The following is a 14,112-nucleotide window of genomic DNA, read 5'->3' as shown; positions in this document are numbered from 1 at the left end:
GGGGTCAAGCAAAGTGCGCCGCCACCTTTCGGACATGCGGCGCAGAGCGATGCTCGAATAGATAAATACCCTGCCACGTGCCCAGAACGGCATGCCCGGACGCAACGGGGATTGACAGCGACACAGGTAAAAGCGCCGCCTTTATATGAGCAGGCATGTCGTCAGGGCCTTCATAAGTGTGTTGCAGATAGGCCATCGCAGGGTGATCCGACGGCGGTACCAGCCGGTCAAAAAAGGCGCGCAAGTCTGTCTGCACTTCCGGGTCTGCATTCTCTTGAATAACCAATGAACAAGACGTGTGCCGCACGAACAAGGTCAGCAACCCATCGCCCTCGACCGAATTGAGCCAGTTACGCACGTCCGAGGTAAATTCGTAAAGGCCCGGGCCGTGGGTTGAAATCACTAACTCGGTCTGCATCAGGCGGACACCCTTTTATCACCGTATGAAGGGGCGCACGTTGCAGCGGCCATTGGCGGCCGAAACGGACATATTGAACCCAGGTTGAAACCCAGTCGTAATGACACCACCGCTTTGTTGCGGAACCCCCTCTGGCGGCGTGAGCGAGAATTGCACAGCTGTTCTCCTGCCTGTCGCCTCGCTGGGGCCGTAGCCACGCTTGACGTAAATTCGCTGCTGCCAGCTTGCTCCCAATGTCCTGCGCGCAAAGTCTGAGGCCGCGCACCAGTACCCGTCTACATCGGTGCGCCCCCTTGGGATCACTTCAAACTCCGTATTGCTCAGCGCGACGGTCTGAAACCCAAACCGGGCGAACGTAGCCGAAGCCGGAGTGCTCAGCATCATCGCCGCCAAAACTGCATACATAACCTTTTTCATAATCAAACTCTTTCCTGTTTCGAGGTAAGCATTGACCTAGTTTACTTTAAATTCAGACAAAGATGCTTCACGATGAATTCAGCCCGGACCTTGCTGGTTGTGAGTAGGTGCCAGCCAACCGCGATACCTGATTAGACAGCCCAGCATCGGCATTTCAGCCGACACATCAAACCCAAAATGCCCGATTTCGTCCTGCCACTCTACAGTTGAAGACCGCGGCAGAAGGAATGCCGGGCAGCGGATTCCCAGAACACTGAGACGCCGTATATGTATCAACAGGCGCCCGTCAGAGACTTCAGGCACCAACCAAATGGACAAAAAGCCCAATTGTTCACGAACGCATTCGGCTCCGTGATCAAAAGTTAGCCGTGATCGCATGGTGTGGCCGTCAAAGTCGCGAACCCATCGCCATTCATGCCCTGCACGATCTATCGTGACCTGCACCGGGATGTCGGCGGCGTCTGGCGGGAAGCGCCCAAGGCGCAATACCAATGCAATTAACCTGCCCTTGCCCCCGGCAACACTGCACCGCCCGGCGTACAGCCCCGGGGCCTCATGCAACTGCCTTACCGCAGGCGGCAGAACGGACTGAGAATGCAGGGATTGCAAAAAAGGGTCGGGATGCACTCAAAACCCCTCAGGCAGAAACCGGGACTGCAATGCAGCGTCCGGGATCAAGCAGGTCTGCGTGCGCCCACAGACTTTGTACCTGTTTCGCGCAATTGAGTGATAGAGCGGGTCCTTGAGCCATCTTGGCAGGAACCGACACAAAGACAGAACTGGCCATGCTCCCGGCAAGCTTTTCATTGCGGCGGCGAATGCATCCAAACGCCGATGAACTTTGCCATTGACGATAACAAGATTGGTTTCAAAATCCCGCGTTGGAAGACCGAGTTCACGATATAGCCGTTGCCCTAAAGGCGACTGCGCCGTTACGAACTTAAAGCGATGCGTTTTATCTCGCGCCAACATGAAGCGGAAAAACCCCGAACACAGGACACATTCCCCATCAAATACAATGGCATCCTGAATATTCTTTAAACTGGCAGAAACAGGGTTTGGCATATCTTTGGCCCGAAAACGCTCGGTCCAACCCTTTCATTCCGGCCCAGACCGAACAATGCGACAAGAGGACTTGCCCGCGATGCAAAAGAGTAGTTGTGCCGGGGAGCCACCGGAACTGGTGAGTTTCCAGGGCTCTGCCCACTCCCCAACAAGGCATCGACCCGACAACGGGTGGAAAATACAAAATTTTCAGCCTCTGGTCTTGTTTTCATCCGCCAAAACTATTCGAATTCCGGACAATAGACTTGCTAAGATCAAGACAAACGTATCCCGCGCTCGACTTAAAGTCTCCTTGAGTAAACGGTGGTCAATCCGATGGAAGTAGATATCGCCCGCATTCAATTGTTGGCTTCAGCACTTGATCAAAGAACGAAGGACACCGATCTGACTGATCGCGTCCTTGAAAAATGCGACCTGTCCCGCGAAACTATCGCTCCTCCGGCAACTGTCTATACAGCCCATCAAGAGGCTATGTTCGTACGCTACGCTTGCGATGCGCTTGGGGATGTAACATTTGCAGCGCAGGCTGGGTTGCAGTTTAAGTCCACTTCGAGTCTGACCGCCTATATCAGTAAGTATTCCCGGGACCTGCGGCAGGTCATGGAGAATACATCTCGTTTTCACAAAATTATTGATCCAGCCATCATGTTCAGTCTGCGCCTTGCAGGTAATTTCGCCACCATCGAGGCCGATTGGAAAGACGCAAGTTTTGCACGGTATCATCGGCGGACCGAGTTCCTGATGTTCGCAGGCTTGTCTCGAATGCGCACGTTGACGCAAGCTAATTTCTTTCCCATCGAACTCAGATTTCAACACGAAGTCGGTGAATGCCGGTTAAAGTTTGAAAAGCTTGCAGGATTCCCCGTTGTGTTTGGCGCAGAACGGCTTGAGATTGTTCTGGCACCGTCCGCGCTTGATTTACCGGTTCCGACCTATGACTCGAATCTGCGGGCGCATCTTCTGGAATACGGAGAACGCGTTCTGGCCGAGCGACGCTCGCCCGAGCAAAAACTGCGCGCGCAAGTCGAAGGGCTGATCACCCGGTCGATGCCGGGCGCGGTTATCAATGCCGATGAAGCCGCCGCCAATCTGGGGATGAGTTCACGCACGTTTGCACGCCGCCTCAAAGACGAAGGGGTCAGCTATCGCGATATCGTCGATGACCTGCGATGCGATCTGGCGCAGACTTTCATTACCAATGGGATGCCTCTGTCCGAGATTGCTTTTTCCTTGGGCTATTCCGATCAGCCTGCGTTTTCTACAGCTTTCAAACGCTGGACCGGTCAAGCACCCAGCACATTCCGCAGCCGCCTGGATTTCCCCCAAAACCCGTAAAGCGGGTGGCCGGGGGTCATCAGCGGCACAGCCTCGCCCCGGCCTGTCCCATGAGTGGACACCGGAGATATAAAGGCGCTGCCTGAACAGAACTTGTGAGTTGCCGCCAAATTGATCTTTGAACCAGTCAATGTGAACGGTTCCGTCTGAAAGAAAAAGGCGCCTCAATTGAGGCGCCTTTCAATTCACTGATCCAAGAAGGACCGCAGTTTTCGAGACCGGCTCGGGTGCTTCAGCTTACGCAGCGCCTTCGCTTCGATCTGGCGGATACGTTCGCGGGTCACGCTGAACTGCTGGCCAACCTCTTCCAGCGTATGGTCGGTGTTCATGCCAATACCAAAGCGCATCCGCAGAACCCGTTCCTCACGCGGGGTGAGCGAGGCCAGAACCCGGGTCGTGGTTTCCTTGAGGTTCTCCTGAATGGCGCTGTCCAAAGGCAGCACAGCATTCTTGTCCTCAATGAAATCGCCCAGTTGGCTGTCTTCCTCGTCACCAATCGGCGTCTCAAGGCTGATCGGCTCCTTGGCGATTTTCATCACCTTACGAACCTTCTCAAGTGGCATCTGCAGCTTTTCGGCCAGTTCTTCCGGCGTCGGTTCGCGGCCAATTTCGTGCAGCATCTGACGGCCGGTCCGAACCAGTTTGTTGATCGTTTCGATCATGTGGACCGGAATACGAATGGTACGCGCCTGATCTGCGATCGAGCGTGTGATCGCCTGACGAATCCACCACGTCGCATAGGTCGAGAATTTGTAGCCACGGCGGTATTCGAACTTGTCCACCGCCTTCATCAGGCCAATGTTACCTTCCTGAATGAGATCAAGGAATTGCAGGCCACGGTTCGTGTACTTTTTGGCGATTGAGATCACCAAACGCAGGTTGGCTTCGACCATTTCCTTCTTGGCCTGCCGCGCCTCTTTCTCGCCCTTCTGAACCTGCTGCACGATGCGGCGGAATTCGCTGATATCCAGACCGACATACTGACCGACTTGAGCCATGTCGTTACGCAGCTCTTCAACCTTGGCAGTCGAGCGTTCGATGAACATCTGCCAACCCCGGCCCGGCTTTTCGGCCATCTCGGTCAACCAGTTCGGGTCCAGTTCGCGGCCACGGTAGGCGTCAATGAACTCACGACGGTTGATGCGGGCCTGATCGGCCAGTTTCACCATCGAGCTGTCCAGCGACATGATACGGCGGTTGATGCCATAAAGCTGGTCAATCAGGGCTTCGATCCGGTTGTTGTGCAGGTGAAGACCGTTCACCAGTTCAACGATCTCAGCGCGCAGCTTCTGATAGGTCTCTTCATCCTTCTCACTGAACGAACCATCCTCGTTCAGGGTCGCCGAGATCCTACTGTCCTGCATTTCCGACAACATCGAGAAGTCGGTCGAAATCCGCTCCAGCGTGGTCAGAACCTGATCCTTCAGCGCCGCTTCCATCGCTGCCAGCGACATGTTGGCCTGATCGTCGTCATCATCATCGTCGTCATTGGCAATCGGGTTGCCATCAGCGTCGAGTTCCGGCCCGGTGTCTTTGGCAGGCTTGGCCGCCTGCACCGCCGAAGTGTCAACGACCGGTTCTTCAACATCACCGTCTTCGTCCATCTGGTTGCCGAACGTGGCCTCCAGATCGATGACGTCGCGCAACAGAATGTCTTCGGACAACAATTCGTCGTGCCAGATCGTGATCGCCTGGAACGTCAGCGGGCTTTCGCAAAGCCCGGCAATCATGGTGTTACGCCCGGCTTCGATCCGCTTGGCGATGGCGATTTCGCCCTCGCGGCTGAGCAATTCGACCGAACCCATCTCACGCAGATACATGCGAACGGGGTCGTCGGTGCGATCCAGCTTTTCAGTGGCGGCCCCGGCCAGCGCAACCTCCCGGTTGCTTTCGGTGGTGGCCAGTTCGGTCGAGCCTTTGTTCTCTTCCTCTTCGGCCTCTTCATCTTCGATGATGTTGATCCCCATCTCGGACAGCATCGACATTACGTCTTCGATCTGTTCCGAGCTGACCTGATCCGGCGGCAACACCTGATTGAGCTGGTCGTAGGTGATGTAGCCTTTCTCGCGGGCCTCGGCGATCATCTTCTTGACCTGGGCCTGGCTCATGTCCAGCGAGATTTCCTGTTCCTGCTCGTCGGATTTGCGATCTTCGCTCGTGTCTTTGGCGGCCATTCAATGCTCCTGCAGGGATGGGTGATTCGTTTGTACCGAATCATTAGCGCGTAGAAGTGATTCGGCCACCCGTTTACCTGTTTTTCTTTTCCAGTGCCTTACGAAAACATCAGTTTAGCGGCGTTTCCGTTCAAAATTGATCCCGGACATGATTGCCTTGAACGCGTCTTTCTCGTCGCGGTTGATTCGCGCGCCGTTGTCGGCGATGTCGAAAACGGCCCTGTCCTCATTCTGGCTGCGGCTTGTGCGGTTACGCTCTTCGGCGGCCTGAGCCAGCCGATATGTCAACGCCTCATCGGCCAGATCGGACAGTTCCTCTTCTGCTTCGGCAATCTCAGCATCCAACCCCCTGAGAGCTTTGATCTTTGCGAGTTCTTCGGCCAGTGTCATCTCGGCTTTTTCAACGTCGCCCGGTTTATACACACAGGGGATTACTGCGACATGGCGAAGGGCTAGCAGGTTTTCAAGGGCTTCAGGCCCCAAAGTTTCAGCAATGTGGTCCTGCAGGTGATCCGGGTCATCAATTGCATGACGCAGAATGGCGTGACGCAGGGCCGCGTGGTCGGGATCGCGGCACTCCATCTCTTCTAACTGGTGCTCGAATTGCACGACAACCTGCGGGTTCAGCGCGGCAATGGCCAGAATGGCGGATTCGCGCATTTGGATTTCCGCTCCTTCAGATGAGGCCAGAAAAGAAGCCCGCGCGCCCGGTGTTGCGGCGGGTTTGGGTTGCCATTTGCCCTTCGGTTGCCAGGGACGGCTCTGCGGCTGCCGCTGCGGGCGGAACAGTTGCCGACGCAGGTCTTTTATAGCCTGTTGATAGTGGGACTGTATGGACTTGTCTTGGATGACTTTGATTTTGTCCCAAAGCACCTTATCCAGCGCAGCCCTGCGTTCGGGGCTGTCGAACACTTTGCCTTCGGTTTCGCGCTGCCACAGCAGTTTGACCATGGGGATGGCACCATCCAACACGGCCTGCACTGCCCCTGCCCCTTCGGCGCGCAGCAGGTCATCGGGGTCTTTGCCTTCGGGCATCAGCGCAAAACGCAGGGATTTTCCAGCCTCCAACAAAGGCAGCGCCAAATCGACGGCCCGCATCGCCGCGCGCAGACCTGCCGTGTCGCCATCCAGCGCAATGATCGGCTCGTTCGAAATACGCCAAAGCAGTTGTAACTGATGCTCGGTGATCGCTGTCCCCAAAGGCGCAACCGACGCGCCAAACCCAGCCTCAGCCAGAGCGATCACATCCATATACCCTTCGGCCACAATCAGAGGCTGCCCCTTCCCCGCCGCCTGCCGCGCGAGACCGTGGTTGTAGAGACTGCGGCCTTTGTCGAACAGCTCGGTCTCGGGTGAGTTCAGGTATTTGGCATTGTCATTCGGGTCCATCGCCCGACCGCCAAAGGCAATGCACCGCCCGCGCGGGTCGCGGATCGGGAACGTGATCCGGTTGCGGAACGTGTCATAGGGCATTTTACCTTTGTTTGACGGCTTGGCCAGACCGGCCCCGAGGATAAGGTCCTCGGCCACGTTCTTGCCGCGCAGATGATCCCACAACGCCTGCCAGCCGTCGGGGGCAAAGCCGATCTCCCACCGCTCCAACGCTTGCGCGTCCAAACCTCGGCGGGTCAGGTATTCACGCGCTGCCGCCCCTGCTCCGGTCTTGAGCTGCAGGCGGAAGAACTGCACCGCCTGCTCCATGACTTCGGCCAGTTGCGAGCGGCGGTCCTGTTTCTCCTGCGCTTTGGGATCACGTGCCGGCATCGGCATCCCGGCCTCACGCGCCAGAATCTCGACCGCTTCGATGAACGAGACATTCTCGGTCTCTTTTACGAAGTTGATTGCGTCGCCTTTGGCGTGGCAGCCAAAGCAGTAATAGAAGCCCTTTTGGTCATCGACATGGAACGACGCCGTCTTTTCGTGGTGGAATGGGCACGGCGCCCACATGTCGCCCTTGCCCTGATTGGACTTGCGCTGATCCCACATGACTTTGCGCCCAACAACCTGAGACAGGCTCAGACGGGTGCGCAGTTCATCAAGGAAACCGGGGGGCAGTGACATGGGTCAAACCTGACAGAAATGAAAACGCGCGCCAAGGGCATGGCGCGCGGTTGTCCACAGGGAAATGTAAGGCCTGTGGATTATTGCTGCAAACACAGTTCCAACCACGCCGCGCCAAGGTTCTTTTTGCGCACATCGCGCATCTTTTGCTCGTAAACCCAAGGCGTGATCAGCGGAATAGCATTGTTGTAGTTTTCGGGCCATGTCGGGCTGGTGTCAGCCACCGCCTGCGGTACGTCACGCTCCTTCACCTTATCCAGACGCGCTTTCTGAATCGCCGCAACGACATCCGCCTGATACTGGCAGCTTTGTTCTTTGGTTTCTTGAGCAGCCAGAGGTGTGGCCAACAACAGGGCCGCAAAGGCGGTACGCAACATGGGGGTCTCCCGGAATCGTTTCTGTCGCGGCAGTTTACCCTCCGCAGGGCCTGCCCGCCATTGTCGATTTACACCTCTCGCCATCGTGTTGCGCCGGGGCGACCGATTGATCCCGCCCGCCCCGGCCGGAACTCAAAGCCCTTTGGCGCGATAGCTTTTCGAAACGCGGTCAATGGCCACGATATAAGCCGCCGTGCGCAAGTCTTCGACATCGTCGCGACTGTGCCAGACCTCACGCATGGACTGATAGGCAATGCGCATCGTGTCATCGAGGCCTGACCGCACCAGTTCAAGTTCATCCGCGCCCTTGAGGTACTTGGTCTTGAAATCCGGGGTCATCGACCACGCATCGCCCAGATAGCGGTCCAACCGCTCCAACTCACTGACGATCAACTCGTGCCGCGCCTCTTCCTGACGGCGCTGCATCCGACCAAAGCGGATATGGCTTAGGTTCTTGACCCACTCGAAATACGACACCGTCACACCACCCGCATTCGCGTACATGTCCGGGATGATCACTGTACCTTTCTTGCGCAGAATCTCATCCGCCCCGGCTGTGACAGGACCATTCGCCGCCTCAATGATCAGAGGCGCCTTGATCCGCTCGGCGTTGGACAGGTTGATCACCCCCTCCAGCGCCGCCGGGATCAGGATATCGCATTCAGCCTCTAGAACTTCGCCGCCCTCAGCCGAATGCGTTGCGTCCGGGTAATTGCTGACCCCACCATGTTTCACGATCCACTGACGTACAGATTCGACGTCAATCCCGTCGGGGTTATACAGCGCGCCATCCCATTCAATGATACCGACAATCCGCGAGCCGTCCTCTTCGCTCAGGAACTTGGCCGCGTGATACCCAACGTTGCCCAAACCCTGAACGATGATGCGTTTGCCATCAAGTTTGCCAGACAGGCCCGCCTTCTGCACATCCTCGGGATGGCGGAAGAACTCACGCAATGCATACTGAATGCCCCGCCCGGTTGCTTCGACCCGCCCCGAGATTCCGCCAGCGTTCAGCGGCTTGCCGGTTACACTGGCACGCGCATTGATGTCGGTGGTGTTCATACGGGCGTATTGGTCAGCCATCCAGGCCATTTCACGTTCACCCGTGCCCATATCGGGCGCTGGAACGTTCTGAGACGGATTGATCAGATCGCGCTTGGCAAGTTCATAGGCGAAACGCCGGGTGATCTGCTCCAACTCATGCTCTTCATATTGGCGGGGATCGATGCACAGCCCCCCTTTCGAGCCGCCAAAGGGGGTTTCAACCAGCGCGCATTTATAGGTCATTAGCGCCGCAAGCGCCTCGACTTCGTCCTGGTTCACCGCCAATGCGTAACGAATACCGCCTTTCACAGGCTCCATATGTTCAGAGTGAACTGAACGATAACCGGTAAAAGTATGAATTTCGCCCCGCAGTCGCACGCCGAAGCGAACCGTGTAGGTGGCGTTGCAAACCCGTATTTTCTCCTCCAATCCCGGAGGAAGGTCCATCAGGGACGCCGCCCTGTTGAACATAAGGTCCACACTCTCGCGAAAGCTGGGTTCTTTAATGGCCGTCATCTAATCCTCCGTGCCAGCGAACGACTTGCGTTCTGACGATTTGTCGCACCCAATGCGCAAACGATCAATATTTAAGCGAAAATAAAACCAGAAAAACCGAGCAGGAGTATACACAACCCGCTGAGTCGCCCATTCGACCCCACCCCGCCGGAATTGTCGCCCATTCGAAAACAGAACCGTATCACGCCCCAAAATTATCCCGGCTTTCCCTTTAATCCGGCCAAGTCCGTGGCTTTTTCGCCTAAATCCCGCCACGTTTCACCGTTAATTTTCGAAAGTTAATAATTCCTTGGCAGCTTTGGATGTCTGCTCAGCGAGGACTGCAATATGACAAAGAACGTTTTTAAAAGTGGCACTACGATAGTTAATCGAACTGTATCACCGATCCAGCGCTTCGTCAGGAACGAAGACGGCGGGGCGTTCACGATCTTCGTCCTCCTTGGGTTCATAACTATCTTCGCCCTGACTGGTTTTGGCGTCGACATCATGAACTACGAGCGCGACAGAGCTAACCTGCAGTCCACACTGGATCGTGCAGTGCTGGCTGCGGCGGACCTTGACCAAACGAAAACGCCTGACGAAGTCGTAAACTCTTATCTTGATTTAGCTGATCTAAGCGACAAGCTAACAAAACCAGTAGAAGTCACCGAGAGCTTTGGCTATCGAAAAGTAACGGCAACGGCTGAAACCGAGGTGGCTACCAGCTACATGAACCTGGCTGGCGTGGACTCGTTTACGGCCAAAGCGTTAAGCACGGCAGAGGAGTCCATCGGCGCCGTTGAAATTTCGCTGATCCTCGACATGTCTGGCTCAATGCAGTCACACTCACCCACTGGTGGAAAAACGAAATTGGAGCTTCTGCAGGACGCAGCGACAAAGTTTGTGACGCTGATGCTGAGTTCGTCAGACGAAGACAAACAAAATATCTCGATCTCGATCATACCCTACGCGACGCAGGTCAATGCTGGTGAGGGGCTTCTGAAGAACTTCACGAATGTGACCGCCGAGCATAACTATTCGCATTGCGTCAACTTCATTGCAGAACAATTCAGCGATGCCGATATTCACAGGGGTGACACGCTGGAGCGTACTGGGCATTTTGATCCGTTCTCGTACTCTGAAGGCACGATCGACACCCCAGTCTGCCCTGTCCGGGCAGGCAGCGCGATTACTCCGGTCACAGACGACCTTGATTTTCTCAAGGCTCAAATCAAAGCTCTCACCGCGAGTGGCAACACCTCAATTGACATTGGGATGAAGTGGGGTACCGCTCTGTTGGATCCAAGTATGCGTGGCATTGTCGGGGATATGGCGACTGATGACTATATTGTACCCGATCACTTTGCTGACCGCCCCAGCGACTATGGCTCTGACATTCTGAAGATCGCGATCGTCATGACAGATGGTCAGAATACAGATCAATACATGCTAAACCCATCTATTCGCGATGGTTGGTCAGACGTTTGGCACAACCCGGAGTCCGGAGCTTCTTACTCGTGGACAGAGTACTTCTATGAATTGGTCAATGGGTATTGGGAACTGCGAAATACGACCGAAACCACGTATGGTGACTATTCCACCTACCACTCGAATGGTACTCCCAAGCACTTCGCGTGGTCTCAACGCGGAGAATGGGCGGACCACCCATATGGAAACCCGGAACCTGAAAACGAGTGGAACGATGAGCCCGGCACGTCTGTTCGCCTGAAGAATACCGAGTTGCTGAACCGCGCCTCTCTTCAGTACATTGCCGATGTCGTCTTCGGCTGGCAACCCAGCGCGCCGGCCGAGTGGACCAGCAAAGCCTATTCCAAGGTTGAGACGTCTGCAAAGAACCAGCGCACCAAGCATGTCTGCGGCGCCGCAAAAGATCAGGGCATCATCGTCTACGGCATTGCTTTCGAAGCACCGAGATCCGGCTACAAAACAATCAAAGGCTGTGCCAGCTCGGACAGCCACGTTTACGATGTACACGGTTTGAATCTTGAGGACGCGTTTGCGTCCATTGCATCGTCGATCCGCAAACTGAGGCTGACCCAATGATCAGGAAAGCAATGGCATATCTGCAGAGGTTCAAACGCTGCGAACAAGGCTCTCCAACGGTTGAATTCGTCGTGATTTTCCCTTTCTACATGTTCTTTATTCTCAGTGCCGTTGAATACTCTTTGGTCACTATGCAGCAGGCGATGTTGGAAAATGCTGTCGATCGGACTGTGCGCGATATCCGCCTTGGAACCGGAACTGTCCTGCAACACGATGACATAAAAGACAGGATCTGTGACAGGGCTGGCATCATTAGGTCGTGCGGCGAAAGCTTGCGCCTTGAGATGATTGTTCAGGATGCGTTTGCCGGTATCCACCTCCCCGAGGAACCAGACTGCACCGACTTGTCAGAAGAAGCCAAACCAGTTCGCGACTTCAGTAACGGTACGGAAAACCAATTGATGATTCTGCGAGCTTGCGCCAAAATCGATCCCCTTTTTCCGACTTCCACGATGGGACGCACCTTGGCAAATGACGGTGGGCAGATTCGTCTGACAGCACTCTCAGCGTTTGTTCAGGAGCCGTAAGAGAATGAAACTTCTTTCGAAAATCCGACATGTCATAAAGTCAGTTAAAAAGAATGAATCCGGAAGCATGACCGTCGATTCCGTTCTTATTTTTCCGGTTTTGATTTGGACAATTTCGGGATCATTCACTTTTTTTGAAGGGTTCCGCCAAAGCTCTATCAACCTTAAAGCCGCCTACACCGTAGGTGATTTGATCTCTCGTGAAACTACTACCGTCACAGACACTTATGTCCAATCGATGCATTTGCTTATGTACCGAATGGTGGAAGCGGAATCACCCATGAGTCTGCGCGTCAGCTTTGTTGTATTTGATAAAGAGGATGACCGTCACTATGTGCGGTGGTCGACAACTTGCGGAGATGGATACGCATTCGCATGGACGGACGACAACATCGGCACCATACGTAATAACTTGCCGCCTATGCCGGATCAGGATTCGCTGATCATTGTCGAGACAACCAACAAGTTTGTGCCGGCCTTTGGGTACCAGTGGATCAACGAGGGCTATACCTTCGACAACTTTGTTTTTACCCGCCCGCGCTTCACCAATGAAGTCGCTGGCTTTGTTACGGACAACGCCTGTCAGGTGGAACCAGTCGCTACGGCAACAACGAGCTAAGCACGTCAGTCATATATTTGGTTTCGGCGGCGGCAGTCATGCCGCCGACCCCCACCCGGCGACCTAGACGCCACCATAGCCCCGGCGCCCAGCTGTTTTCCCCGCTGGTACGCGTTTTCAAAAGAAACCCGTTCGATGGTTTGAATGCAAAAACCCCTCGATCGACGGATTCGATATCGGCCACTTTTACAATAAGGCGCCCTGCCCCGGTTCTCAGCTCGGATTGTGTCAACTCGATCCAGTCATTCGTCGCATTCCACATACGGTACGCCAGCCAAAACGCCGCGCCGCCAACCACAAGCAAAAAGACCAGCCAAACGGGTTCGGGGGGCTGCGCAAGGGCTACATACAAAACCAACACGCCCACCACGCTTAGCATCCCGACGCCAAGCAAGCGTCTTGCAGGTGATGGCTTAATGGTCGCCAATACGTCTTGTTGCATGTGAACCCCTGTCGTTTTCATCAGGGTTTAGCGACTTATTATCGGAAAAAACAGAGGGGCAGTTACTGCTGATTTTTGCACAGCCTCGGTTCTTTTCTGTCGATTGACGTAATCAGCGCCATGAATACATGCTTCCGCACAACTGAAGGAGGCCGCAATGTCCCTACGTCCCGTTCTGCAAACCCGGAAAGCCGTCGCCGCAATCGAGGGCGCAGGTGTAAAACTGCACCGCGCGTTCGGATTTCAGGACCCGTCTGAACTCGACCCATTTCTGCTGTTCGATGACTTTCGCAACGAGCGCCCGCAGGACTTTAAGGCCGGGTTTCCCTGGCACCCGCATCGCGGGATCGAAACGATCACATATGTTCTGGCCGGTTCAGTCGAACATTCGGATTCTCTGGGGAATAGCGGCACACTCGGGGCCGGAGACGTGCAGTGGATGACCGCCGGTTCCGGGATTCTTCATCAGGAGATGCCGAAAGGAAACGTGTCAGGACAAATGCATGGGTTCCAGCTGTGGGGTAACCTGCCGTCGGCGCAAAAAATGACCGCGCCGCGCTATCAGGATGTGCAAAGTAAGGACATCCCGGAAATCACCGATGACGATGGCACCACGGTGCGCGTGATCGTAGGTGAGTTCTGGGGGAAGACCGGTCCGGTCGACGGGATTGCCGCTGACCCGCAATATCTGGACATCAATATCCCGGCAGGTGTCAAAAAGACCTTTCGGATCGACACCTATCGCCGTGCCTTTGCTTACGTGTTCGACGGGCAGGCTGCTTTTGCCGATGCCTCACAGCCCACTGGTATACTTCTGGAAAAAGAAGTCGCCGGACAAGAGGTTAATATCCGCGACATGTCGGGCAACCGGACGCTGGTCCGGTTTGGCACCGGGGATGAAATCACGGTTCAGGCTGGACCTGAAGGTGTGCGATTTCTGCTGATCTCAGGCGCGCCGATTGACGAGCCGGTCGCCTGGCACGGCCCGATCGTGATGAACACGCGGACCGAACTGGAGCAAGCCTTTCGCGAACTACGCAACGGTACGTTCATTCGGCCCGCGCACTAACG

Annotated in this window: 14 protein-coding genes; 5 read left to right on the top strand and 9 right to left on the bottom strand. The window is 55.3% G+C overall.

Translation table 11 applies throughout. From position 1 onward, the window contains the following. Positions 1-4 precede the first annotated feature (4 nt). The 4 genes from GOW98_RS08305 to GOW98_RS08290 form a co-directional block, all read right to left on the bottom strand. Positions 5-418: a secondary thiamine-phosphate synthase enzyme YjbQ gene (locus tag GOW98_RS08305; RefSeq protein WP_170330886.1), complete on the bottom strand. Its 414-nt coding sequence runs from the start codon at positions 416-418 to the stop codon at positions 5-7. 18 nt (positions 419-436) lie between these two features. Beyond that, positions 437-835, bottom strand: a complete 399-nt coding sequence (locus GOW98_RS08300) for a hypothetical protein (protein ID WP_170330884.1) — start codon at positions 833-835, stop codon at positions 437-439. Positions 836-913: 78 nt separating this feature from the next. Continuing rightward, complete coding sequence (locus tag GOW98_RS08295; protein WP_367646824.1) at positions 914-1,462, bottom strand: DUF4166 domain-containing protein; 549 nt, start codon at positions 1,460-1,462, stop codon at positions 914-916. Next, positions 1,463-1,900: a thiol-disulfide oxidoreductase DCC family protein gene (locus GOW98_RS08290; protein WP_170330882.1), complete on the bottom strand. Its 438-nt coding sequence runs from the start codon at positions 1,898-1,900 to the stop codon at positions 1,463-1,465. Between the two features lie 315 nt (positions 1,901-2,215). Here GOW98_RS08290 and GOW98_RS08285 point away from each other — a divergent pair, with 315 nt between their 5' ends. Next, positions 2,216-3,235 carry a helix-turn-helix domain-containing protein gene (locus tag GOW98_RS08285; RefSeq protein ID WP_170330880.1) on the top strand — a complete coding sequence of 340 codons (1,020 nt, stop codon included), beginning with the start codon at positions 2,216-2,218 and terminating at the stop codon, positions 3,233-3,235. Positions 3,236-3,420: 185 nt separating this feature from the next. Here GOW98_RS08285 and rpoD read toward each other — a convergent pair whose 3' ends face one another. The 4 genes from rpoD to GOW98_RS08265 form a co-directional block, all read right to left on the bottom strand. Next, the gene (gene rpoD / locus GOW98_RS08280) at positions 3,421-5,409 is read right to left on the bottom strand and encodes an RNA polymerase sigma factor RpoD (RefSeq protein ID WP_170330878.1); all 1,989 of its coding nucleotides are present in this window, start codon (positions 5,407-5,409) and stop codon (positions 3,421-3,423) included. Between the two features lie 114 nt (positions 5,410-5,523). Beyond that, positions 5,524-7,470, bottom strand: coding sequence for a DNA primase (gene dnaG / locus GOW98_RS08275; protein ID WP_170330876.1), 1,947 nt, complete (start codon positions 7,468-7,470; stop codon positions 5,524-5,526). Between the two features lie 80 nt (positions 7,471-7,550). Then, positions 7,551-7,847, bottom strand: coding sequence for a hypothetical protein (locus tag GOW98_RS08270; protein WP_170330874.1), 297 nt, complete (start codon positions 7,845-7,847; stop codon positions 7,551-7,553). Between the two features lie 132 nt (positions 7,848-7,979). Next, the gene (locus GOW98_RS08265; protein WP_170330872.1) at positions 7,980-9,410 is read right to left on the bottom strand and encodes a Glu/Leu/Phe/Val family dehydrogenase; all 1,431 of its coding nucleotides are present in this window, start codon (positions 9,408-9,410) and stop codon (positions 7,980-7,982) included. A 327-nt stretch (positions 9,411-9,737) separates the two neighbouring features. On the opposite strand from GOW98_RS08265, the gene GOW98_RS08260 reads away from it, so the two are divergent. The 3 genes from GOW98_RS08260 to GOW98_RS08250 all read left to right on the top strand — a co-directional run bounded on the left by GOW98_RS08260 (position 9,738) and on the right by GOW98_RS08250 (position 12,599). Next, a complete protein-coding gene (locus tag GOW98_RS08260) occupies positions 9,738-11,453 on the top strand; it encodes a TadE/TadG family type IV pilus assembly protein (RefSeq protein WP_170330870.1) in 1,716 nt (571 codons plus the stop codon). A gap of 11 nt (positions 11,454-11,464) precedes the next feature. Continuing rightward, positions 11,465-11,980, top strand: a complete 516-nt coding sequence (locus GOW98_RS08255) for a TadE/TadG family type IV pilus assembly protein (protein ID WP_254437953.1) — start codon at positions 11,465-11,467, stop codon at positions 11,978-11,980. Positions 11,981-12,047: 67 nt separating this feature from the next. After that, positions 12,048-12,599, top strand: a complete 552-nt coding sequence (locus GOW98_RS08250) for a pilus assembly protein (protein WP_217359468.1) — start codon at positions 12,048-12,050, stop codon at positions 12,597-12,599. Here GOW98_RS08250 and GOW98_RS08245 read toward each other — a convergent pair. Continuing rightward, entirely contained in the window at positions 12,580-13,041 is a 462-nt protein-coding gene (locus GOW98_RS08245) for a hypothetical protein (RefSeq protein ID WP_170330864.1), read from the bottom strand. The genes GOW98_RS08250 and GOW98_RS08245 overlap by 20 nt on opposite strands. 157 nt (positions 13,042-13,198) lie before the next feature. On the opposite strand from GOW98_RS08245, the gene GOW98_RS08240 reads away from it, so the two are divergent. Further along, the gene (locus GOW98_RS08240; RefSeq protein ID WP_170330861.1) at positions 13,199-14,110 is read left to right on the top strand and encodes a pirin family protein; all 912 of its coding nucleotides are present in this window, start codon (positions 13,199-13,201) and stop codon (positions 14,108-14,110) included. Positions 14,111-14,112 lie beyond the last annotated feature (2 nt).

This window comes from Ruegeria arenilitoris, from assembly GCF_013032445.1.
GTDB classification, from domain to species: Bacteria; Pseudomonadota; Alphaproteobacteria; order Rhodobacterales; family Rhodobacteraceae; genus Ruegeria; species Ruegeria arenilitoris_F.
Note: the sequence above shows the minus strand (reverse complement) of the source record. Positions and strands in the feature narration are given on the sequence as shown.